Source organism: Rhodococcus sp. 1R11 (genome assembly GCF_004563845.1).
Taxonomy (GTDB): Bacteria; Actinomycetota; Actinomycetes; order Mycobacteriales; family Mycobacteriaceae; genus Rhodococcoides.
The window spans coordinates 101,503-125,746 of the sequence record NZ_SPNG01000009.1 but is presented as its reverse complement, the minus strand read 5'-3'; the positions used below and the strand labels follow the sequence as shown (position 1 = coordinate 125,746).

Below are 24,244 nucleotides of genomic sequence, written 5' to 3'. Positions count from 1 at the left end.
CGTGATAGCGGCGAAGCTGGCAAAAGTGGCCCAGAAAAACTACCGGCGAGGCGTACTTGGCTTACATGCGGCGGCCCAGTGGGACGGAGCCGAGTTCACCTACAAGGGCGAGACCGTCAACGTGATAGCGTGCCCGTCGGTTTTCGCGGTTTGGGACGCCTTGCATCGCCACCGGGGCGAGCAATGGCTTGTAGTACTCACACCGTTGAACGAGGAGGATCTCGGGGCAAGTGTCCTGGCGCACCTCATCGACGGCAGGTTGTTGACGCCCGACCCGTGGGACGCGCTTCTCAGCAACTTCGGTGCTACAACCCTCGAACCGGCCCTCTACCGGGTCGCCGACGACCGCGGGTTCGCGCTTGCCCTTCTGGACACCCTGGGAGCCGACGATTACACGCCCGCACCAGCTGGCGTACTGACTAGGGAACATGTTTTCACTGCAATTGCAGCGGGTCCTCTGGAGATCGTCGGATCCAGGGATGTCCAGGTAGATTCGCTAGCGCTACTTGAGTGGAGCGCCGTACGGACGAGAAGCTGGGACTCGCTCCGAACACAGCTCGCCGAGCCTCTGCTTGGTGAATTCTCGACCTGGTTGGTGGCTCGCTCCGGCCGACTTGGCGCGGTTGTGTCCAAGCTCCTCACGACAGAATCGCTCGACCAGCTTGTGCCGCTTGGCGTCGTAATCAATATCTTCAGCGAGTCGGACGACACGGCTGCCCTCGACATTTTCCTCGCGACGCGCGGTATCCGAGGTGTCGGCAAAGCCGACATCGCGCACTGGGGTGACACCTCTGCAGGGTTCTTGCGTCATTCGGTCAGGCCAGGTGAACAACGCGCGTTGTTGAACGAAGCGGCAACGCTCGCGAACGACCCCGACGCGGCACCGCTTGCCGAAAGATCCGAGATGTTGCCCGTCGGGCTCACCGCCCGTATCCGTGAGCTCGGTGTCGCTATAGAACGAGCACTTGAGATGTCCGCGCAGGACACTCCGGTCCCGTCCGCGCTCCTACACGTTGTGGAACGCGGCTGGATTCGGTACCAGCAGCACATGCTTGCAGCCTCTGATTCGAACACCCCGACACTCGACGCAGCAACCCGGCTCGTCCGATGGCTGTCTACATCACCGGATGACGCACCTCAACTGCGTCAAGCTACGAAACGTCATGTGAGAGAGGACGCTTGGGTCGACATCGAACTCAATAGGGTTCGACGCGGCGTCGACGACCTCAATACCCAGGGCGTTCTCGGTCGACTGATTCAGCGCGTGTCGGCTCGGCGACAAACAAATAATCACCAGTTTGCGCACGCGCTCGCAGATTCGCCTCAACCGGATGTGCTTACCGTCGAGCAGATTTTAGAATCCCTCCTTGTACCACTTGCCCGACGTCAACCGACGTTGTTGATAGTTGTGGACGCCTTGTCCGTATCTGCAGCGGCCGAGCTCGCGCGAGTTGCAGAGTCTGACGGCTGGACCGAGTTGACTGTCCCCGGAGCAGACAGTCGCACGGCCGCACTTGCTGTTCTTCCCACGCTTACCCAGCGAAGCCGTTGCTCGTTGTTGGCCGGCCAATTGATGAGCGGCAACTCAGCAGTCGAGCGGCGCGAATTCGTCTCAGTCCTGAAACGCAACGACCTTCAGGTACCCGGCGAGGTTGCGGATCCGATCTTCCACAAAGCAGCACTAGACGCTGTACCGGCGGGCGCAAAATTGGCGACAACCGTCGCGGATGCAATTGCGGACACCGACCGTCAGAAATTGGTTGCGGTAGTGCTGAATTACGTCGACGATACGATCCACCACACCGATCCAGGAAATACAGACTGGACATTCAACACCATTACGCACCTCGCCCACCTCCTGACCGCAGCCCAACGTTCTGGCCGAGCTGTGGTCATCACTTCCGACCACGGTCACGTGATCGACCGAGGCGATGGGATTTTCCTCAATCGGGATGCGGTCTACTGCCACCGTGCACACGGAGACACCAAAGCGATCGATCCAGAACGCGAAGTTCTCGTCCGCGGGCCGCGGGTCATGACTGACACCAACACTGTCGTACTGGCAGTCGACGAATCCGTCCGTTATCAAGCCCGAAACGCCGGTTATCACGGCGGCGGATCCCCAGCTGAAGTGTTGGTGCCCGTCATCGTCCTCGTCCCCGGACTGGACGAACTGGGCGACGGTTGGAACTTAGTCGGACGTCCCGAACCTGCGTGGTGGGAGCCAACCGATCTCCCCACACTTGTGTCTCCGCCGCCCCCGGAACCTGCAAAAAGCAAGCGCAAGGCACCGCCCAAGGAGCAAGCTCCGAGCCTGTTCGACGAGCCCACGTCCGCACTTGATGAGAAGGATTCACTAGGCGCGGAGGTCGTCACTACAGATGTTTACAAGCGCCAACTGATGGTTGCTGGCCGGATGTCACTCTCACCCCACCAAGTCTCATCACTGATCGATGCTTTGAACGGTACGGGCTCACTCGAAATCACTGTTGGCACAGCCGCAGCCGTACTGGGCGTACCTAATTCGCGCGCACGAGGCGCATTGATGCAGGCGAAACGTGTACTCGATGTCGAAGGATACGAAGTACTGACGATCAGTGGCGAGGTCGTGGCTCTGAAGCGCGGCACACTCAAAGAACAGTTTGGACTGTGACGTGACCACACCAGCTTCCGCCCGAAGACGACGCGAGATATTAGACGCACTGCGTCGAGGCACTGTGCCAGCGCACGGCCTGGATCAGCTTGCGGTGGGGTTGACGCACATGGAGCGGGCACTCGATGCGGAGCTCGATGCTGTCGCACGGGGTGGAGCTACTTTCAAAGCCGTTCGTGGTGAATACGGGTCGGGCAAAACCTTCTTTTCTCGGTGGTTGGCGCAACGAGCATTGAGCCGCGGTTTTGCCGTCGCCGAAGTGCAGATCAACGAGATCGATACACCTCTGCACAAGCTCGAAACCGTGTATCGCAGGAGCATCGAATCTTTGCGGACCGCCACGGTACCGCCGAGCGCTCTCAGACCGATCCTCGACGCATGGCTGTTCAGTGTCGAGGACGACGCTGTTGAACAGAACACAGACGTCGACACGCTGCTGGAGCGACGGCTCTCAGAGGTAGCGACACGAGCTCCAGTGTTCCCGATGGCAATTCGCGGATATCGACGACTGGTTGCCGAAGGTGACAACGACAGCGCCGACGCACTCGTTGCATGGCTCGGTGGTCAACCGCATGTGGCAGCTTCGGTCAAACGCAGAGCGGGCGTCAAGGGGGATCTCGACCATTTCCTTGCGCTGGGATTCTTCAGGGGATTGCTCGCTATGTTGTCGGATGCCGGGCATCCAGGACTTCTGCTCGTCCTGGATGAGGTCGAGACTCTGCAACGCGTCCGAAGCGACGCAAGGGCCAAGGCTCTGAATGCGCTGCGCCAGTTAGTAGACGAGGTGCACGACGGTCATTTTCCAGGACTATACCTCCTGATCACCGGCACACCTGCGTTCTTCGAGGGCAGACAAGGCATTCAGCTCCTGCCTCCACTTGCAGATCGGCTTCACACCGAATTCTCCAAGGATCCGCGCTTCGACAATCCACGGGCACCTCAACTCAGGCTTACTGGGTTCGATGCAGAACGTCTCCTCGAACTCGGCCAACGCGTGCGCGAACTTTACCTAGAAGACGCGGAGGACGCAGAACGAGTCGAAAAGACGGCCGACGACGCGTTCCTCACCTCCTTCGGCAGCGCGATCGCAGGTGGCCTCGGGGGCCGCGTCGGCATCGCGCCTCGCTTGTATCTGCGCAAGCTCGTTGATGTGCTCGACAAAATTGATCAGTTCCCCGACTTCAACCCAGCAGTGGACTACGAGGTGCGAATAGCACCGGGCGAACTGACAGAGTCTGAGCGCGAAGCGATGTCGGCAGATGAAGTGGATCTGGACCTATGAGCGACGCTTATCAGCGCCTGCATCCCGGAATTCAGTACCACCTCGCCAATACACTCCGCTGGGATGATCTTCGACCTACGCAAGCTGCGGCCGTTGCACCTGTATTGGACGGGCACGACTGCATCGTCCTTGCCCCCACTGCCGGAGGAAAAACGGAAGCAGCTGCTTTTCCGCTGCTGACCGCCATGGCCAGCGACGGCTGGGAGGGTGTCTCAGTCCTGTACGTGTGCCCGCTGAAAGCGCTGTTGAACAACCTCCAGCCACGTCTGCATGGCTATGCGCAATGGCTGGGTCGATCCGCAGCTTTGTGGCACGGCGATGTCGGACAACCAGCACGTCAACGTATCCTGTCATCGCGACCTGACATCCTCCTGACCACGCCAGAATCCCTCGAGGCGATGCTGGTATCGACGAAGGTCGACCCTCGCGTGTTCTTCGCTGGCCTCCGTGCGGTCGTCGTCGACGAAATCCACGCGTTCGCGGGCGACGACCGGGGGTGGCATCTCCTTGCAGTACTGGAACGACTGTCGCGCGTTGCGGGCCGGCCCCTGCAGCGAATTGGCTTGTCTGCCACTGTAGGAAATCCGGAGTTTCTGCTCTCCTGGCTACAGGGAAGCTTTACCGACCGCATCAAAGCGGTCGTCGCGCCCGATGTCGGCGCGGCTTCTAAAACACCAGACCTCACCGTTGACTACGTTGGCTCGATCGTCAACGCAGCGAAAGTGATTGCCTCACTTCACCATGGCGAGAAGAGACTGGTCTTTGTTGACAGCAGACGCCGCGCGGAAGAGCTCGGGTCTGCCTTGCGCGAACTCGGCATCACGACATTCTTATCGCATTCGTCCCTATCCGCCGCCGAGCGACGCCGCTCCGAGCAGGCTTTCAGTGACGAGCGGGACACCGTTATCGTCGCCACCTCGACGCTCGAACTCGGAATCGATATCGGCGATCTGGATCGCGTGATCCAGATCGGCTCCCCGCGCACGGTAGCGTCGTTCCTTCAGCGACTGGGCCGGACAGGGCGACGCAGTGGGTCGTCGAGGAACTGCCTGTTTCTGTGCGTCGATGACGACTCCGTCTTGCTTGCGCTTGGAATGTTGCAGGCCTGGTCAGATGGCTTCGTCGAACCGATCGAACCTCCACAGTCGCCACGCCACATCGCTGCGCAGCAGATTCTGGCCCTTACCTTGCAGGAAAACCGACTCGGCCGGCACACGTGGCCCGAGTGGTGGGGCTCGCTCCCAATCTTCGACGAACATGCCGGTGAGATTTTCGATCACCTCGTAGCTGACGGATATTTGAACGAAGACGGCGATCTCCTTCACATCGGTCCAGAAGCTGAGCGTCGCTTCGGGCATCGCTACTTTTCTGACCTGACCGCCGTGTTCAGCGCTCCGCCGGAATTCCTAGTTCTCGCTGGCCGCAACGAAGTTGGAACTATCGGGACCGACCTGCTCGTCGACAAAGTGGATGGACCGCGTGTCCTCCTGCTGGCCGGTCGTTCGTGGAAAGTCACTCACATCGACTGGAAGCGTCGACGGACCTTCGTCGAACCTACAGACAGCGGCGGCAAGGCCAAATGGAGCGGGTCGCCATCTAATATCTCTTACGAAATTTCGCGTTCGATCCGGAAAGTCCTGCTCGGTGACGAACCTGCTGGCGTCACGCTGACAGGTCGAGCCCAATCGACGCTCGCCGAACTGAGGGAGTCATTCTCCCCAGCGGTAAACACCAATGGGCTTGTCGTTCATCTGCCCTCGGACACCGCTGGTCGCTGGTGGACGTGGGGCGGCACGGCCGCAAACCGAACCCTCGTTGCGTCGTTGCCGCAAATCGTTGACCCCCGACAACGGGTCGACGAGCGCTCCATTCGGCTTCTGCCTGGAGCTACTGGCCAAGAGCTCAAAGCGGCCATCGAATCCATCAGCTGGGCGGATCCGGCTGTCGATCGCGGCGCGCTTGCGGGCCTCAAGTTCTCGGGGGCTCTACCTTCTAAACTCGCCAAGGAGACACTGGCCGTACGGCTGGGCCATCGCGCAAGCGCTGCAAAGGTAGTACAGGACAAGCGCGTAATCGGTCGCTGTGACGAGAATTGAGCCGCGGTCGGGATTCCTGAACTCGGCGGGTTCTGAGGTGACGCAACACCTGTCGGAGCCTCAGGGTAAGTTCTTGCTTCAACAGTATGTTCACCGAAAGGCGTTGCTTCATGGGGTTTCAGACACCGCAGTACAAGCTCTCCAAGCTCGTCGAGCAGGTACACAGCGGCGAGATCCAGCTCCCGGACTTTCAGCGCAGCTACCGGTGGGACGACGAGCGTATTCAGTCCCTACTCATCACCGTTGCGCTCGGCTATCCACTCGGCGTGATCATGACGTTGCAGACTGGTGGGGAGCATGTGCGTTTTCAGCCCACCCCCGTCGAAGGGACACCTCCCACCGCCGGAGCTGCCAGCCCCAACCTGCTACTCCTCGACGGTCAGCAGCGCCTGACATCGTTCTATCAAGCACTCAGCGGCGACGGTGTCGTGCACACTGCGGACGGACTCAACCGCCGGTACTTCATAGACATAGCGAAGTCGCTTGTCGAAGCATCGGTGCGGGAGGAGTTTGTCCTGTCAGTGCCTGAAGACGGTGTCATCCGATCAAATTTCGGCCGTACAGTAGAACTGGACTTGTCCACCGTCGACAAACAGCGTTCCAGTGACTTCTTCCCGCTGAACATTATCTTTGACAATGCGGCAGTTCTGAAGTGGCTGGGCGAGTACCCAGACAAGAATCTAGGCTTCAAATTTCTAACCCAAATTATTCAGCCAATGGTCGAATATGCAATTCCAGCAATTGAATTGGACAAAAGCACAACAAAAGGTGCGGTCGCCACGGTATTCGAGAAAGTGAATACCGGCGGTATGTCTCTCACGGTCTTCGAGCTACTTACCGCCAAGTTCGCGGGAGACGCGGACTACCATCAGCGAACCGGTTCAGACTTTCGCTTGAAAGACGACTGGAAATTGAGCGAGGATGTCATCGCCAAGCTGCCAGCACTGTCGAAATTCTCGAACACAGACTTCCTGCAAGCCGTGACGCTGCTCGTCACCAACCCCAAACCTACGAAGACAACTGGCAACCAGGATCGAATACTCGCTCTTGAGCTCGATGAGTATCTGGAGTGGGCACCGCGAGTGAGGAACTCTCTGGCATGGGTCGCTCAGTTCTTGGACGACGAACACATACACACCGCACGAGACGTGCCCTACCAGGCACAACTTGTGCCTCTGCTCGTTATTCGCGTGCTACTCGGTAGTTCCGCCAGCATCCACGGAACCCGAGCTCGGTTGGCTCAATGGTTTTGGAACGGTGTACTCGGAGAGACATACAGCGGTGCCTCCGAGACCAGATCGGCCAAAGACGTCGACGAGGTTCCACTCTGGGCGAAGGACCCGACGGGCACCGTCTCTGCGCCGGCCACCGTCTCGAACGCGTCGTTTGCCGAATCGCGACTTTTGACCCTCAAGAGCCGTACGTCAGCTGCATACAAGGGCGTCTACGCACTGGTCATGAAGAACAACACACAAGACTGGCGAGAGCAAACGTCCTTCGACCAGACATCCTACGTCGCAGCGAATGTCGACATCCATCACATCTTCCCACAATCTTGGTGCAGGAAGAACGGTAAAGAAAAGTTGCATTACGACTGCATTGTGAACAAGACGCCCCTCTCCGCGAATACAAACAGGATTATCGGATCAGCGGCCCCATCCAAGTATTTAACGAAGATCGCAACGCAAGCGGGCCTGAGCAGCGACCAATTGGACACCATTGTATCGGCGCATCAGATTGAACCGAAGTTGTTGCGGACCGATGACTTCGAAGGTTTTTTCAACGCAAGGAAGGAAAGCCTTCTTTCGTTGGTCGAGGCCGCAATGGGCAAGCCGGCGCAGCGGGATCCGGAGACCGACCTGATTGGTACTCGAGGCAGCCTGCGTCAAATGCTTAGACGGAGCTGAATTCGGCGTTCTGGTCACCTGGTCGGTGGTGACCATAATGCCGCCTGACATGCCCGACGTCGCTGAAGTGGCGTGACCGTCTCACCTCGGCTTGCGCTCAGTACCCCTCGCGCCCAAGAAACTCGATCGCGTCACAGGTAACCCGATAGAATTCAGATCCACCCATTCGGCTCGACGAATCGACGTGTAACGAATCGCCTCGAAGAGTGATTCTGTAGCCGCCGTACTTACCCGGCACTCCAAACCAAAGTTCCCCCGATTCGATTTCGGTCAGGACCTCGACCTGCGGATAGCGCAACGGTGACTCGCGCCAACGGAGGAGCTCCGCGTCCAATATGAAGTCTAGCCTGCGTTGCAGAACCTCAACCGTTGTTTCAGTCAGCCGGTGAACCGGTTTTGGTTCTAGCGACGTTGTGTAGGTCGTGTGGCCTCGCGATGTATAGATGTCAACCGGGCGGTTACCGTTTGCATCGCGGACTGAACGCCACGCTCCTCGATTGATGAGCCCGTGGATACCGTGTGCATCTCCACTCCATGCAGCCTGGTGCAGCGGCGTGAAGTGGGACTTTCCGCCCGATCTGGTCGAATTTACGTTCGCGAACGGCTCGTAGCTGTCCATGCTGTCGAGGACTTCGAAAAGGGCTGGCCAGTCACCGCGATACGCAAAATCAGAGATTTTCGCTCTTGCGTCCGAGGGAGCTAATTCATTGGCTTCCAGGATGCCGTCCCACCATTCGGTGGTGCTTCGATCGCGGTTCACAGTCTGAACTCCGCAGGCGCTGAGCTGACCACGTCATCGTCCGATGAATCAACCTCCGCAGCCTGGAGCAGTGAATCTCCACGGCGTAGACGCTTCACCGCATCCGCAACGAGCCGCTGACCATCCAATGAGATGTTGCTTTGCACAAACGAATTGACCTGCTCGGCTGGCGAATCGACACGTACCGCATCGACGCGCGTGTTCCACGACTCGTAGTCGTCGGGCTCGGCGAAAGTAATGACGCCGATGCCGTGCTCGGCCGCTGTCTTGACTACGATGCCAACGTTTTTCTTCATCGAGTCGGACAGTACTGACGGCACGTGAATCAGAACGAATGCATGGGTGGCTGCCCTCCTGTGCGAGAGCGCTTCGTACACCGCGACCACATTGACCTGATCTGCGGGTTTGACCTCGAAGGTAATGACATCGAAAAGCACTGTGGGGACGAAGTCGAACACTGTGACTCCGACCGCGACGAGATCAGGTCGCGTCCACTTTCCGCCGGTCTCCCGCCGTCCAAGATTGGCGACGTCCTCGATTGTGATGGGCGTGAATCCTCGATCCTCACCCCAAGAACCGCTCAGAGTCTTGAGAAGAGGTGTGTACAGCTTCGACTCTGCAACAGGGGGTTTGACCGTAGCGAACCCGTTCACGTGATCGATCTCGATGTCAGAACTTTCAGCGACAGCGGCCCGCTTGATTGCTCCGCCTCCACCCCTGGCCCGGACTATCAGGTGCTTGTCGAGCAACCCGTCCTTCGCGGTTCTATATCGCCCCTTCGCGAAGCCGACTTTCGATCGGGCGGTCACGTTGCCTAATGACTTACCATCCTCGGGGATGACGATGAACAGTCGGTATTCGTCTGCACTGAGCTGAAGTTTTGTCATGTCTTCCTTTACCTATTTATTGCGCTTACGATCGCAGCCGAACGACAGGCACCGCAGAGGGCATTCCGCCGCTGCCTTCGAGCGACTCGAGCCCACGTACAGCGTCGATCCCTTTTTCTCGTATTTTGGCCACGATCTCGATGGGAACGACTTCTGATTTCGCCACTGTCATCGCCGATCGAGCCTCTTGCCCGCCCAGACCGAACACATCGACGAGAATGCGAGCCTCCTTCGCTGTTAACGTCGCGGCATACCGCAACATCAGATCGAGATTGCCGGACGTACCTATCCAATCTGCTACTGAATCCATCGGCACTGCAGTCGGACTCGACACAGCGGTAGGCGAGACAGCGACAGCAGAGTTCCGACCCAGGGACCGGGAGAGTTCACCAGTGGCAACAGGCTCGACGAACGCCGGCAGCTTGGAGGGGACGCGCACCGGTTCCGGTTTGGGTTCGACGGGTCGCGTCAACCATTCCGTCAGCAGCGCCGGCGCTTGTGCGATTGGTACATCGACCTGCTCCTCAGCGATCTCAAGGAGTTGCTCCAAGAACGCCTCGTGCGCGCCGAGCGCCGGGTCCTCCATGGTCTCCGGCACGTACATGATCACGAATGCCGCTGCCCGGTCTCCGGGCTTGAGCCGCAGTACCCGACCCATACGCTGAATCATCTGCCGTCGAGAACTGCTGCTGGCGATGATGACGCCGACATCGACGGCAGGAACGTCGATTCCCTCGTCGAGCACCCTGGGTGCGACAAGGTTGGTCAGTGCCCCGCTGCGGAACTGTTGCAGCACTCGGGTTCTGGCCAGTCGATCCAGTCCGCTGGAGTAAGCACTGGACGGCACGCCACGCTCACGCAGAACGGCCGAGCCTGCTTCGGCCGACGCCTTGGTCTCGGAGAACACGATCGACCTATCCGACTTCGCCAATGCCGGTGCCAACGTTCCGAGCGCATCGATCTTGCCCTGGCAGTCCGCTAGCAACGACCGCCGCTTACTGAATGCCGACAGGTATCGGCTGGCGAGTCGTCCTTCCGGGAGGTCTCGTTGTTCGGCCAGCTTCGTCACGGTCTTCATGAACTCGCCGAAAGGCGATGCAACACAATCGTATTTGCTGATCAGGTTCTTGCGCGCATCTCTTGCGATCGCATCGTGTTCCTCGAACCTGATACGTTCGTCTGGTGTGAATTCGATGGCAACCGTCATGACGCGAACGGGAGCAAGGACGTTGTCTTGTCGGCCTCGGGCGAAGTCACATCCTGCGATCTTCGTTCGGAAGTACGGGAGGATGTGCGTGTCCACACCTTCGTCCTGGCGCTCCAATGTGGCCGTCAATCCGAGGCGGTGATCGAACCGATCGGTGAAGACACGTGCGAACCCATCGGTGCCATAACGGTGGACTTCGTCCGCGATCATCAAGGCACCGGGACGCGGTTGAGGGGCACCCTTCATGATGGCCGATTGGATGGTGGTGATCAGAACGCTGCTGTGCCGGAAGTCATCGCGATGCCCGTTCCCCCGCCTCCCGACCGACACCGACGGAAGCTGCTGTTTGACCTCCGTGTGCCACTGCTCGAGAAGGTCGATGGTCGGCACGACGACCAGGACCTGTTGGTTCAGGCTCCGCGCCGATACGATCGCGGCCACACCGACACGCGTCTTACCAGTGCCGGTGACTGCTTCGACGATGGCGCGATTGCCAGCCCCTCGCCAGGCCTCGAATGCTTCCTTCTGCCAAGCCCTCAATTCCGTCATGATGCCGCGTCCTCGGGTCGTACCCACTCGGCAACGCCATTGCGTCGATGTCTGCGCACGAGCTTCTTCGTCAGTTCCAAGTCAGCGAGCAGCTGCTGAGCAGCGATCGGGGTCATGCCCGTGATCAACGAGCAACGCCGCAACGTCAGTGGCGCGTCGCGACGCGCCGCGGCGACTGCGATGACGCGACCCGTCGACAACGATGCTGCGGGCAGCGATGCCAATGCCGCCTGCACCTCCGCAGGGAGCGTTTCGATACCTACCCCCGCTGCCGCAGCGGCGACAGGTGCTGTCGAAACGACGGGCTTTTTCGACGGTGCCCGTTTCGGCATGACTGCCGGCGAAGGACGCTTGGTTACCGGCACGCGCTTGACCGGGGCGGACCGCCGCGGGGTGGAGTATCGAGAGTCGACCCGAATCTCGCGCGACCCGTCGAACTTCGGCGGTCGTGTCTCCCCCGGCTCGAGCTCGACGACCTGAACGGCACTCGAACGGACGGGATATTTTTCCTCGATCACCGTAGGCAACGGCGCGACTGCGGTATCCACAACCGGAGCAGGAGTCATCGGCTCCTCGTCAGGAGGGGCGTCCTCGTTGGAATTCGCGCTCAGTACAACCGGCTTCCAATTCGCATCCCGGCCAGCGTCGGCAATCTCAACTTCACCGGGAAGAATTCCGACCGCGTCCAGAATTTCGATGATCGGGGCGAGTGCAGTGTCAACGTCGACGACGACCTGGGACGCACGCACTCTTCCAAACGTCCACCCACACCGCTTCAAATCCATTTCTCGGCGAAGGCGCTCGACAACAACGTCTCTCGAACGCTCGCGGTCGTCATCGCATTCGATCGCGACCTTCGATGCGACACCGGTGACCACCAGATCCAGGACGAGTTCGTTGATCTCGATCGCAGAATTGACGTGGTATCCGCGATCGCGCAGGGCGACGAATACCCTTTGCGCCGTCATCGATACGAAATCACTGTGGAGGGCTTCCTCGTCGACAACCTGCGGCATCTCCGGAACCGGGACAGTGGGGGCAGCTTCGACGTAGGTGAGCAGCGATGCCCGCAGGTCCAGCGGCGAGAGGTCCTCTGCCCGGACAGAATGGAACAGCCACACCTGGTCTCGTGCACGAGTTGCCGCAACATTGAAACGGCGCTGCCAGGATTCGCTGGTGAGCGCATTGCGCGTCGATCGCGCGCCCACGACCATCGACACGAACACAACGTCTCGCTCATCGCCCTGAAATTCGGGTGCCGTTCCCACGCGTAAACGCAGATTGTCCCGTTGCTCGGCCGGGATACGCTCCGAGATCAGCGAGCGGATCAACTCGACCTGCGCCCGACTCTGCAAGACGACGACTCCGAAAGTCATGCCGTCGTAGTCAGGATCGGAGATGCACTCGCACAGGCGCTCGACGAGGCGAAGCGCTTCGACCTCGTTGACCAAGGTCGCACTCGACCCCGCCGTTTCTGCGCCCTCGACGTAGGTCGACACGAGCGGTTGCAGGCGTTCCGCTCCGAACTGTCGCACCGGAATCAGCGGAGTGTCTCGATAGAACTGTTTCGACGACCACTCAATGATCTCCGGCATGGACCGGAAATGCTCACGTAGCCGTACACGCTGGTTGTACCGGCTCCGAAGCAGCGAGAACAGGCTTGAGCGAGGGCTGAAATTGTTCCGGACGTGTATCGGTAGATCACCGAGGTGAGAGTCCAGACGCTCGAAAACTGTGTCGTCGGAGACCTGCTGTATTCGATCCGGTGCGCACTGCTTGTCGTCGCCCACCACGATCACCCGCGGTGCGAGCCACATGAGAAACAGACTGCTGATGTCCGCCTGACTCGCTTCATCGACAATCACGACGTCGAAGACGTTCTGCTGCGGGGGAATCGACGACAGAACCTGCCCGATCGGCATGATCCACGCCGGCACAGCACTCTGCGCTTCCTGCATGGCTGCCCGTGCCGAGGCTCGGTAACGCTGTGCGATTTTGGTACTGCCAACTCCGATGTTGCTGATGCTCTCCTGGTACGTGCGGAGCGCCTGCATCTCCCGTGACGTCATGCGCTGCAGACACTCTCGCCATGCTTTCTCCGCCGCCAGTGTCGCTGTGAGCTGGGAGATCTCTCCATCTACATCGTCGTAGAGATCGTCCAGGTTCGATGCTTCGGGGCGGACGAGACGCTGTTCGACGTGCTGGTTCACCCACCTCCACGCCCATGCGTCCTCGAAATCGCCGGCAACAGCAACCCAGTCGGTGACGCGGTCGCTCGTGACCAGATGACCAAGTGTCGGTGCTGCTGCATCGAGATCCCGCAGCAGTGTATCCATCGACAACTGTTGCTGCTGTTCGACACTCGCTCGTGCGTATCCATGGACCGCAGCGTCGAATGCCTCGCGGTCGGCGGTGCGGAGCGCGTCCGAGAGTGCGAGCGCTTCTGTGCTGTTCGCCCCTCCGGTGGCAGCGTCGAAATCATCGGCGATCACCACAAGCCGCTCCAGCGCGTCGCGTGCATTCGTGCCCGCCAGCGCCTTCTCGATATCCGACAACAGCCCTTCCACGCCGTCGAGCGTTCGTAGTGCCACCCGGTCTTCGAGCTCATCCGAGATTGCTGCAATCCGCTTGACGACGTCCTGCACCAATGCCATGTTGCGAACGGCACCGTCCACCTCGTTGATACGCGCCGCACGACTCTCTCGGTGCGGAAGGCGAATACCGATGTCCGCCAACAATGATGCGGCCTCGTCTACCGAACGAAGCGCACGAATATGTTCTGCAACAAGGCGGTACGCCTGGCCTCCTTGCGCCGGAACGCCATCGACTGTGGCCGTTACGGCCAGTTCGTCGACCGCAGTCTGCTCCTTCGGCGTCCGCAACCACCGGAGGGTGTCGAACCGTCCTTCTGTGTAGAGACGCGCGGCGGCGTCGTACGTCTCCAGAGCAACGAGATCGGCTCTGTCTGCGACCACATTCGCTGTACCGACCAATGCGTCGGCAGATTTCGCGTCGTCGAGCAGGGCTGACGCCCCAATTGCCCTCGTCCACAGGTAGCCGAGCGAACCGGACAACACACCGTCCAGCACGGCGCGGAGGTCCCCATCCAGCTGCGTGCCGCGCGCGAGCACCTGACGAGACAGGGCTGCCAGTCGGCGCAGCTCCGCCGTCGGGAGATCAGCCAGTGCAGATGCCGAAGCCCGACTGCTTGCACCGTCGCACAGTCGAGTGACCACGGTCTTGCTCGGTAGCACTGTGGACAGGTCCGGAAGAGACTGTTCGCGGCGGTCCGCCGCGTGAAGCTCGCTCTCGACCAGCAGGCCCGCGAGTTCAGCAAATTGCGCTGAGGTGATTGGCGGCGACTCGGTATAGAGCGGACCCGGCACCCAGGACAGCTCTGCGGCCGACGCAGCAAGCTGCGACGCCACTCCCGACAGCGTTCCCTCGTAATGCGAGCCGAAATTCTGGACCTCGGACTCGTCGGACGGTGTCGAGGTCAGCGCTTCTTCCAGGGTGTACTTCTTGTTGATCGCTCGGTAACGATCCCCGGCGATTCGCTCTATGTGCCGGTCTGCCTGAGCGATCTCGAAATCCGCAAGACGGCCGGCAATAACCGAGACACTGTGGTCGAGTTCCTCCGACCCGCCCTTGGCAAGGTCGGTGATCGACACACACAGATCTTGCAGTTCCGCCGGCAACTTGTCTCGTAGCACTCGCAATGCCTGCGACTTCTCACTGGTGACGAGAACTCGCTGACCCTGAGCCAGCAACGCAGACATGAGATTTGCGATGGTGTGGGTCTTTCCCGTTCCGGGCGGCCCTTCGACAACGACACCCGTGTCGAGTGAGAGCTTCTCCATGATGCTGGACTGCGCGCGATTCGCGGGAAGTGGAAACAGAATCTCTGGCGACGGCTCTGAGTTAGGACGCGCCAACCAGTCGAGCCGGTCTGTCGACTCGATGCTTTCGACGAGCTGTTGGAGTCCTAGCGGAACATCGGCACCATCGTTCAAAGCAGCAATCATGGCGTCGTAGTAGGAGACGAGCGCAAAGCCGGTTCGACGACGAAGCAGCAATGCAGGTGACTCACGGACCGTCCCGCGACGCGCGGCAGGAGGAACATGATGATCGGCGACGTACGTGATGCTGGAGATGGACGAGTTCGACCACTCCTTCAGAATCGTGGAGGCAGAGCGTGCGATCGGCGAGCCCGCGACGTCGCCGAGTTTCTGTGCAAGGGATGCTGCTGACGCCGTGCGGAGTCCATCGAGCCCGAGCAAAAGTTGCCGGTCTTCGAGCCGAGGGCTGCTTCCAGCCGTCAACTTGACCAGCAGATCCCCGGTGTCCTCGTCCCGAATGACCTCCACCGGTTGAGTCACCAGATGAGAATCGATGGCCACTCCGGACACAGTCGCCGACAGGAGCCCTGATGCCAGAACGACTTCGACCGTCTCCGGCTGTGTATGCGACTCTTCTCGCATTCGATCGACCGACAGATACAACTCCGCCAAGGGACGCTTCTTCACGTCGTCGACCGCCCACACCTGCCATTCGGTGAGCCACGATCGAAACAGCTCGAACTCGGCTGCACCGGCTCCGCGCGCAAGTGTCGGCGGTTCGACGGCTCTGTCGATCGGACCCTGCACCGCATCAACGAGCTGTTCGGGCAGCTGCGGGGGCGGTTCGACACTGACTCGGACAACCCTGACGACTACGTCGCCTGCCGTTGCGTTGACATCGACTTGGACATCGCGGTCCCGTCGATACAGCCACTCGAGTCGAGTCGTCGGCCCGTAGGCGCGAACCGGTTTGGACTGAGCAGACACCGTCTCGCGCAAGAACTCGAGCAATCGACGGACTCGCCCGCCGACCTCATCGCTGTGAACGGTCACCGCACTCCTCACTCGAACGTTGTTCGGACAATCTATCGGCAGACTCGGACAAACGTGACGGGCGGTCGGTTGGCTGACGGAACACACGGCAGGTGCGGCCGAAGTTCGCCGAAGTCTGCCCCCGCGAATGGCCCGGCTCGTACTCTCGGAATGAAGTTCAGACGATCGAGGAGCTCACATGGCAGCAGCTGACCTTTCACGTACCGAGCAAGTCAGGGCCAGCTCGACGAAGCCACCCGGGCTGCTGTGTCTGGAAGGTGAATGGGAGGACAACGATCCGTGGGACAAGCTCAGCGTCGAACACGTGTTGCGACTGCTGGAGCTCCAGAACTACCTGCGGTTGGTGCACAGAAACGTCAACACGGTTGCCGAGCTCGAATATCACATCAGCCGAATGAATTATCGGAAAAAGACGCGATACGACATCGTCTACCTCGCGTTCCATGGTGACCGAGACGGATTCGATGTAGGCAAGAAAGCCGTCTCGCTCGATTCACTTGCTTCGATGCTGTCCCAGCAGGAGCCGGGTTTCGTTGTCTACATCGCATCATGTTCGGTTCTCAATGCCGATGCTGCTCAATTGATGTCGTTCTGCCGGAAGTCCGGAGCACGCGCGGTCGCCGGATACACCCGCAACGTCGACTGGACCGAATCATCTGCGTTCGAGCTGATGATGATCAGTAGCCTTTTGGGGTCGACGAGCATCAAGCCCCTGCACGACCGACTCGTGCGGGAACACCCGGTGCTTACGAATAAACTCGGTTTTCGCATGGCGCATCGAACGTGGGCGAGCGCAGTCGGGTCCTGACGGACCAACGTGCGAAAGCGCCAACAACCCAGGGACCAGAATATCGAAAACGGATCATCTTCTATTAGACAACGCCGAGTGCACGCACATCGAATTGACCGACCCGACCTACGACCGGCGTTTCCAAGTTCATGAATCGGCGATTGCGTTGCGCCACTGCCGAACCCCGAACCAGATCGCGCTCAGGTCAGCTGCCTCGGCGATTTTCAGGTTCGCCATCGGATTTCGCCGGACCCTTCGAGACTATGCCCTTCACACCTCTACCGATCCAACCTGCACCCGCTGCGCCAATGCTGACTGCTTTGCCACCGATTTCAGCTGCGGCACCACCAACGGCTTTCGCACGGTTACCAAGCTCGGAGAATGCATCACTTATGGAAGGGTCCTCATTGTCGATCCAACCGGTGACCTGACTGTTCCGTGCCGAAGCGAATGCGTCCAAGTCATTGCGCAGTTGGGTGATATCACGTTTGAGATCACCTGTCGCCATCCATCGCACAATCTCGAGCGGCTTGACCGTGCCGTAATTGGACAGCTCGAGCCGAGCGTGACGCAGTAGGTCGCCGTCCCGCTCAACGTGCTCAGCAAGGATCTTCCGTGCCGACGCAACGACTGCGTCGAGATGTTCGGGCTCCGCAGCGCGCACACGAGCAATGCGGAGCGTCTGCCACAGGTAGAGCGAACTCTCCGCGATAACCAAAAGCTGCAGGGTCTCACCGAGACGCTCGTCCTTGACTGCTCGGGTCAGATACGCGGCGCGCTCCTGGACCGGCTTGTCCGCGTCGAAGCTGTTGACAGTGCGCTTCGCATGGTCACGTAGTCGCTCGATACCGACTTGAAGCTGCGGACCGAGTGAGGCGACGCTCTCCCAATCGGTCGTCGGAAGCGCGCCAGTCTCTTTGTAGACCTTGACGATGTGCGACAACGCAGAATGATGGCCAAGGACATCCCCGACACGCGACGCTTCGGCGAGACGGAGGATCTTGTCGACCTCACCCTCGATGCGCTTGATCCCGTCCGACACCTCGCTGATCGCTGTCTGCAGCGCGAGCTGTACCACCATGATCTGCATTCCCAGAGCTCGGGTCGGTGTCATTGCGACCGACTGCCACTGCATCTGATGGCGAAACTTGTGGGCCGAGTCGACCAGAGTCATACGGTTGTAACCGGGAAGGCCCGGAATGACCTTGTAGGACTTGAGCATGTCAACACTCTGAGGAGCAAGCTTCACGAAGTGACCATGCTGCGCTTTCGCTGTGGCTGCAGCGGCTATCAGTGCACCCGCGTTCGCTATAGCGGCTTTGTCGATGCCAGCAACCTGGACACCGTCGCCTACAAGATCCTTGATCCGACTGAGATACCCCGCCACTGCGTCGTCATCACCCGAAATCAGCAGGCCCTCCGGCTCGACGTGCACCGATATTCCAGAGGACTCGAGCAGCTCCTTGTCGAAGTCGGTCAATTCCTGGTTCATCCAGTCGTCGGTCATCCAAAGCCTCCTGAGGTTGTTGGCGCTCACCATAACCGAACAGACCGACAGGTTCTGGAGGCATCGGCAACTTTGCCGCCGTCACGCCAGCCCAACCGCTCGCGTCCCATTTCTTTGATCACGTTCTCTACTGGCGCGATGCCACGGTCCCAACCGTCGTCTGTCGATAGACGGTCGTTCTCCTTCTCCTGACCGCGTCGTGCATATTTCGACAGACAGCTTGTCCGAGACGCTCTGCTTCATCCTCGATGTCGACCAGAGCCCACCATCCATAGAAGTACGTCCAATAGCCGAATGGTGGAGATGTCCATCAGTTCGTCCGGCGCAGTGTTTCTGATCCACCGGTCGAGTGACGAATCGGAGCCGCGTAGCTCCGATCGCAGCCATACCCAGCTGCCCTTGCTGTCCTGACCTGTCAGGCCGGTCACAACGCTGTCCCACACCGGAATCAGGTCAGGTCTTTTCCTGGCGATGAGTTTGCTCGTCGTCGTCTTGCCGATTCCGTCGTGTGCGCCCTGCTTCGGAGTCGACGACTGACGCAACAAGCGCCACAGCTGCGCCGCAGACGACCCCGCGCCAATAGCGGACTCTGGCGAATCCGCGAGTGTGAGTCCTGTGGGGATCGCTTCGAGTAGTGCTCTGCAGCGATCGGCGTCCGGGCCAAGGATGCGCAACGCCGACTGCGCGGGCACATTGACGCTCAGTAGAGAGACCGCCACCAGGTCATCGGAAGTGAACACGTCCCGGGTCGCCTTATCGCCGCCGCCCCGAAACCTCTCGAATTGCGAGCCACTGAAGTTCGGCCTGCCTTGAGAATCGAGCGCAAAGTACTGCTTCCACAATCGGATTGCGGTCTTCGAGTCCCGTTGCGCAACGAGATCGGGCATGTGTGGATCGTCCTTGGCCAACTCGGTCTCTCACTTCCTGGATCATCCATTTTCCAGCAGCACAGCAACCACTCCGCATAGATGCCGCACCTCAACCACTGTCGGCGCGAGTTCATACGCATGGTGGTGGCATGCGTTGCTCAGTCTGTTCCATGCCATCGCAGCAGCGTCGGCATTCTCGGCTGTGTCGAGCGACCGCAGAATCACCAGCCGCGATCGCATGCTCGGTCGCTCGATGTCCACGCCCAACGCCACGCATCGCGCGACCACCAACTCCTCCAACGCCTGCCGAGCAAGGAACGCAGCCAGACGCGCCGAACCGCCTGCAGCACCATGGCTTCCGTCGAGGAGCAGTTCCGCATTTCTCAGCGCAACTGCCGGAGACGTTGAAGTAGTCATTCGGCGAGGATCCCGTCGACCATCTTCTTCAGGTCATTGACCACTTCCCAGGTGATCGGCCGATCTGAACCGTTGTGAGTGCCGGCATTCGCAATATGCAGCGTCGGGAAGCGTTCGGTGCGGAAGCCGAGCCACTGTGATAGGTCGCGTTCGGAATCCTGGTGCACGGCCAGCGCAATCTTGTTGCGAGTCTTGTGCACTGACGACCACCGCTCCTCGGTCACCAGCCGAGACTCCCCCGCCCGGTGTTGCTTTGCATAGAACACCTGCTGTGCAGCCGATTCCAGAGCCAATCGGAACAAGCCGGGTGGCAACTCGCCGCTTGACGTCCTCGGGCACATTCTCGTCCAACACCAATGCCCGCACATCGTTGCAATACCGGGTCGCTTGATTCTGCGTCTCGGAAACACTGATGTTGGAACCTGGTTCGCGCATCACCTCGACGAGCCGAGCGTCGACGGCGAGTTGCCTGATCACAGTGGCCAATCGGTCGTCGTGCGAGAACACGATGACCTGCCTGGTCTTCGCGAGCGTCGACAGCACCTTGATGAAGCCGTCGATCTTCGCTGGATCCATAGCCTGGATCGGGTCGTCCAGCACGATGAATCGAAACGGACTGTTCGGCGTAGTCGCTCTCGGTATGAACAGTGCCAATGCCAACGCATGCAGCTCGCCCTGACTCATGACCGACAGTGCCTCGGACTCCACGCCATCGACCGAGCCGGTCATCACCACTCGCCTGCTGGTGTTGTGGCCCACCAAGTTGATGGCACCGATGTCGACATTGCTTTCCTGCCGCAACTCCGCCCAGATGTCGCGTGCCTGCTCGGCAATCGGAGCAAGCCGCTGATCCCTCAATTGCTTGGCATGCGAGGCAATCCACTTCTTGGCCGCGTCGACGTTCTTTACGGCCTTATCCGCCTCTCGCGCCGCGGATTCGAGAGTGGCCCACGCGGCCAGACGTCCAGCAATCGGTGCCCACGTGTCCTCACGCTGAGCCGCCGCTTCCTTGGCCTCAGTGCGCAGCGCCTCAGCAGACTCGATAACGGCGGGGATCGTCGTAGCCAAGTGATCCGCTAGAACCGAAGAACTCGACGGTTGCTCTCGCGCCACGGCGACGGACTTTCGATATTCGGACAAGGAAGGCAGGTCAACGCCCTCCACCGCGGTGGCGTCGGCGATTCCGTTCCCCAGTTCGACTGCGGCGCGTTGCGCTTGGTCTAGTCGGCGGCGACTGTGTTTGTAGGCGGCCAGTTTCTGGCTCTGCTCGGCAAGCTGCGCCCGCGAGTGCTCGGCCCAGGCATCGTCGAGCGTCCCCATCGCACAGACCGGGCACTTGACAGTGCCCGTCTCACTGTGTAGTCGCAATGCCGCATCGAGCAGATCGTTGCGTTGCTCCACCACCGACAGTGCCTCATGAGCCGAATCCGCGGTATCGGCCGCAGCTGCCCGAAGCTCCGCCACCACCTCGTCGACACGCTGCTGAGTCGGGGCGCTCAGCGTTGCGAGCCGCTTCAAACCGATGAGCGCGGGCGATGCCGATGCGTCGGCTCCGGTGGCGAGCGCCAGCACCGCGTCGAGATCCGCAACCCGCTTCTTGACCAGGGCCACAGCAGTTTTCGCACGATCATCCGACGCATCCGACAACGAGTTCTTGAGCTGGCGCAGGCTCTCCGCTGCTCGTTGCCGGGGTCCCTTGACCTCCTTGAGTACCGCTGCCAGTCGCTTCTCGGCATCGGTGATCTCGTCGAGTCCGAGGAGTTTGGCCAGAGCGTCGTGCAGGGTGGACGGCGTCGCGTCGAACAGTCCGCCGATTTCGTCGTAGGACAGTATCGGGCGATGTAATTCGACGGCAGACTTCCACCCAAGTGCATCGGTACCGGTACTGCGCTTCTGCTTTCCCACCTGAGTCCAGGTGGAGCATCCCTTCAGCGCGGCGTCGGAAGTCCAGTCGACACCGACAACCGTCGGTTCGGATCCTTCGATCGTGAGCCCGACCCGCACCTCACACGGGTCTCCCTGATGCAGATTGCGCCAGGTATCGGCCCACAGCTTGGCCTTGTTCTCCCAGCGGTAGCTCGAACCGGTAATCGCGAATTCCAGCGCCTCGGCAAAGCTCGACTTGCCCGATCCGTTGCGGCCACTGACGATCGTGATGCCCGGCGCGGGGTGTAGCTCCAGTGCTGCTTTGGGCCCGATACCGCGGAATCCCGCGACAGTGATCGAGGTCAAAAACGCACCGACCGGCTCTTCGAGGAGCTGACTCCCCGACGGCTCGGGGACGTGGGGCGTAGAGACGCCGTCGAGCAGTTCTTGCAGTGCCGTCGGCCCTTCGAGCGCTGCCAGCACGTAGTACTTGGCCTCGTCGGACAGGTCATTGTCAGCGTCGATGGCGTCGATCACGACGTCGACGAGTGGCCTGTCGACAGCATTGTCGGCAACGGGCACCGGTACTCCCCTGTTCGTTCTGATGGCTAACCAGACCCCACAGTTCCATATGGTGCCGACAGTTCGCACGGACATCGGAACGGCCGCCGCCAGCATGACCGCCCAGCCACTCGAAATTTTAGGTCGTTAGCTTGAGAGCGGTGACGACATCGAGCAGATCACCTGGACAAGTTACGGTCAACGCCGTCTGAATGACTCACCCAGCAATTGGACAGTAAGCGAAACTTGCGACGGAGAAAATCGCCCAACGACCCCCCCCCAAAAAAACTACGAATCGAATCACCGTCACGTAAAGCTTGATTTCAAGCGTACTACAGTGGCTGTTCAGAATCGATAACTTTTAGAAGTTTCGCCGAGTTGCGCGATAGATACGCCTCAGCCAACTTCCCTGAATGGCTTTCTTAAACCAATCGTCAACGCGTCGTGCAATACCATATTGCTTTCAAAATCTAGTCGACCAAATTGTGAATGGTATGCGTAATTGAGGTAGGAGGTTCCGAAATCATCGCGGTCAATATTGGATACTAAACCTAGACGATACAGAGCATGTAGAGATCGCCGAAGATCGAACTCCTCCATTTCGTCGTCGATATCAACTTTATGCAAAAGGGTTTGTAAACTGAATCTATTACCGCGGATAGACTTCAATAGCGTCAGCATGCTACGGGCCTCTTCAACAGGAAGCACCGCGTAAATTCCTCGCCACGCTTCATTTACGAAGTAGTCGCTACAGTAGTGATTCAGCCCCGCCACAATTGAGTTAGAGCTAACAACCTCCTGGTTTTTAGAATGCTTTGCGATCGAATTTAGTAGAGTCAAGTAATCGCGTGGCAAGTACCGAGTGTACCGCATTAAAAAATTGGCTGTCTCGTAAACTCGGTTTTGGTACCGTATCGTGTTTGAAAAATTGCGAACCAGAAGCGGAATTCGTGGATTCGCCCCAACCGCACACTTTCTTTCAGCTAAATCGACCAATGAGTTATCTTGCGGGATTCGGTTGTCCGGCAACCAATTAAAGGTAGCCACATTAGCCTGCTTTTTATCGGCGGCCGGATCGCTTAGCTCGTGATAAATGTCGCTTCGACACAGAATGACTGCCCTCACGGGGACCATATTGTCACGTAGACGAATATTTAGGCGATGCGCTGCGTTGACAAGCGCGGTCAAAACCGTCCACCGTTTTCCATCGTTCAAGCCGATGGCCACAGAATCAAGCCCGTCGACAAAAATCAGATGGGTGCTGTTGGTACGAAAGCGCGACGCATGGTATAGCAGATGATTCATCACCGTACGGAAAGATGCATCGTTTTTTGAGTTTTCTAATTTGATCCCCGCTTCAAACCCGGGGGTACCGGCCCTAAGGTCAACCTCCTTCAGGCGCATAAACGATTCTTTCAACTTTCTCGCCGGCAGGAGGCCGCCTCGAATTAGGTTGGTGTAGATATCCCTGATCTCGGATTCCCTATTGGAGGCGGCACCCTCATCGGTCTGAAATGATGCAAACATTTCTACCAGCAGAAGATAGGTCCACATATCTTGAGCACGCAACGCCCCCGTGGATTCGCCGGTATCCACATCGAACAGCGCGTCGAGTGGGAAGTCGTCCAAATCCATAGCTTTGACGAATAACTCTGGATTGACTTGAGCGTCGAACTGCAGATTGGTCAAGATCGAAGTTTTCCCAGCACCCTTCGGGCCTACGACTATCCACTTCTTTAACCTCAGAATGTCCTGCTTTATATCGAACGGATCCAGGAATCCTTCCCGCAGTAGGTCAGGGTTATCCTCCAATTCCCATTCTGCATTTGCTTTGCCGAAATTTAAGGAACCAAAATTAGTATATATCTGCTTCATGACACGTGCCTCCCTGACCTGCGGCGTGGTAGTCCCGGACGAATGGTATCTCAGCCGCACCAAAGTTCCCCAGGCCCTGCGACCGAGACAGAGGACTCAAGGTGTCAACGCCATACTGCAGTACCC

Annotated in this window: 14 protein-coding genes; 5 read left to right on the top strand and 9 right to left on the bottom strand. The window is 59.3% G+C overall.

What is annotated here, in order from left to right; all coding sequences use genetic code 11:
* Position 1 precedes the first annotated feature (1 nt).
* The 4 genes from pglZ to E4P29_RS16885 all read left to right on the top strand — a co-directional run bounded on the left by pglZ (position 2) and on the right by E4P29_RS16885 (position 7,938).
* The gene (pglZ, locus tag E4P29_RS16900) at positions 2-2,653 is read left to right on the top strand and encodes a BREX-2 system phosphatase PglZ (RefSeq protein WP_167735519.1); all 2,652 of its coding nucleotides are present in this window, start codon (positions 2-4) and stop codon (positions 2,651-2,653) included.
* Position 2,654: 1 nt separating this feature from the next.
* A complete protein-coding gene (gene brxD / locus E4P29_RS16895; RefSeq protein WP_135046362.1) occupies positions 2,655-3,935 on the top strand; it encodes a BREX system ATP-binding protein BrxD in 1,281 nt (426 codons plus the stop codon).
* Complete coding sequence (locus E4P29_RS16890) at positions 3,932-6,031, top strand: DEAD/DEAH box helicase (RefSeq protein WP_135046361.1); 2,100 nt, start codon at positions 3,932-3,934, stop codon at positions 6,029-6,031. Before brxD ends, E4P29_RS16890 begins: the two co-directional genes overlap by 4 nt.
* 110 nt (positions 6,032-6,141) lie before the next feature.
* Positions 6,142-7,938 (top strand): DUF262 domain-containing protein, encoded by a 1,797-nt coding sequence (locus tag E4P29_RS16885; RefSeq protein ID WP_167735518.1) that lies wholly within the window; start codon positions 6,142-6,144, stop codon positions 7,936-7,938.
* Positions 7,939-8,035: 97 nt separating this feature from the next.
* Here E4P29_RS16885 and E4P29_RS16880 read toward each other — a convergent pair whose 3' ends face one another.
* From E4P29_RS16880 to E4P29_RS16865, 4 genes are read right to left on the bottom strand one after another with little or no spacing between them, the layout of a single operon-like run.
* The gene (locus E4P29_RS16880; protein ID WP_135046359.1) at positions 8,036-8,698 is read right to left on the bottom strand and encodes an ankyrin repeat domain-containing protein; all 663 of its coding nucleotides are present in this window, start codon (positions 8,696-8,698) and stop codon (positions 8,036-8,038) included.
* Positions 8,695-9,585 (bottom strand): hypothetical protein, encoded by an 891-nt coding sequence (locus E4P29_RS16875; RefSeq protein WP_135046358.1) that lies wholly within the window; start codon positions 9,583-9,585, stop codon positions 8,695-8,697. Before E4P29_RS16875 ends, E4P29_RS16880 begins: the two co-directional genes overlap by 4 nt.
* A gap of 25 nt (positions 9,586-9,610) precedes the next feature.
* The gene (locus E4P29_RS16870) at positions 9,611-11,341 is read right to left on the bottom strand and encodes a DEAD/DEAH box helicase (protein WP_135046357.1); all 1,731 of its coding nucleotides are present in this window, start codon (positions 11,339-11,341) and stop codon (positions 9,611-9,613) included.
* Positions 11,338-16,233, bottom strand: coding sequence for an AAA domain-containing protein (locus E4P29_RS16865; protein ID WP_135046356.1), 4,896 nt, complete (start codon positions 16,231-16,233; stop codon positions 11,338-11,340). The genes E4P29_RS16870 and E4P29_RS16865 overlap by 4 nt, the downstream gene beginning before the upstream one ends.
* A gap of 178 nt (positions 16,234-16,411) precedes the next feature.
* Here E4P29_RS16865 and E4P29_RS16860 point away from each other — a divergent pair, with 178 nt between their 5' ends.
* Positions 16,412-17,041 carry a DUF6642 family protein gene (locus E4P29_RS16860; RefSeq protein ID WP_135046355.1) on the top strand — a complete coding sequence of 210 codons (630 nt, stop codon included), beginning with the start codon at positions 16,412-16,414 and terminating at the stop codon, positions 17,039-17,041.
* A 187-nt stretch (positions 17,042-17,228) separates the two neighbouring features.
* Here the strand turns inward: E4P29_RS16860 and E4P29_RS16855 are convergent, their stop codons facing one another.
* The 5 genes from E4P29_RS16855 to E4P29_RS16835 all read right to left on the bottom strand — a co-directional run bounded on the left by E4P29_RS16855 (position 17,229) and on the right by E4P29_RS16835 (position 24,118).
* Positions 17,229-18,530, bottom strand: coding sequence for a hypothetical protein (locus tag E4P29_RS16855; RefSeq protein WP_135046354.1), 1,302 nt, complete (start codon positions 18,528-18,530; stop codon positions 17,229-17,231).
* A gap of 239 nt (positions 18,531-18,769) precedes the next feature.
* Positions 18,770-19,417, bottom strand: a complete 648-nt coding sequence (locus tag E4P29_RS16850; RefSeq protein WP_135046353.1) for a DUF6308 family protein — start codon at positions 19,415-19,417, stop codon at positions 18,770-18,772.
* 42 nt (positions 19,418-19,459) lie between these two features.
* Positions 19,460-19,816 (bottom strand): hypothetical protein, encoded by a 357-nt coding sequence (locus E4P29_RS16845; protein WP_135046352.1) that lies wholly within the window; start codon positions 19,814-19,816, stop codon positions 19,460-19,462.
* 33 nt (positions 19,817-19,849) lie between these two features.
* On the bottom strand, positions 19,850-22,264 hold the full coding sequence (locus tag E4P29_RS16840; RefSeq protein ID WP_245154373.1) for an AAA family ATPase: 2,415 nt from the start codon (positions 22,262-22,264) through the stop codon (positions 19,850-19,852).
* 375 nt (positions 22,265-22,639) lie between these two features.
* A complete protein-coding gene (locus E4P29_RS16835; protein WP_135046351.1) occupies positions 22,640-24,118 on the bottom strand; it encodes a hypothetical protein in 1,479 nt (492 codons plus the stop codon).
* Between the last annotated feature and the right edge of the window lie 126 nt (positions 24,119-24,244).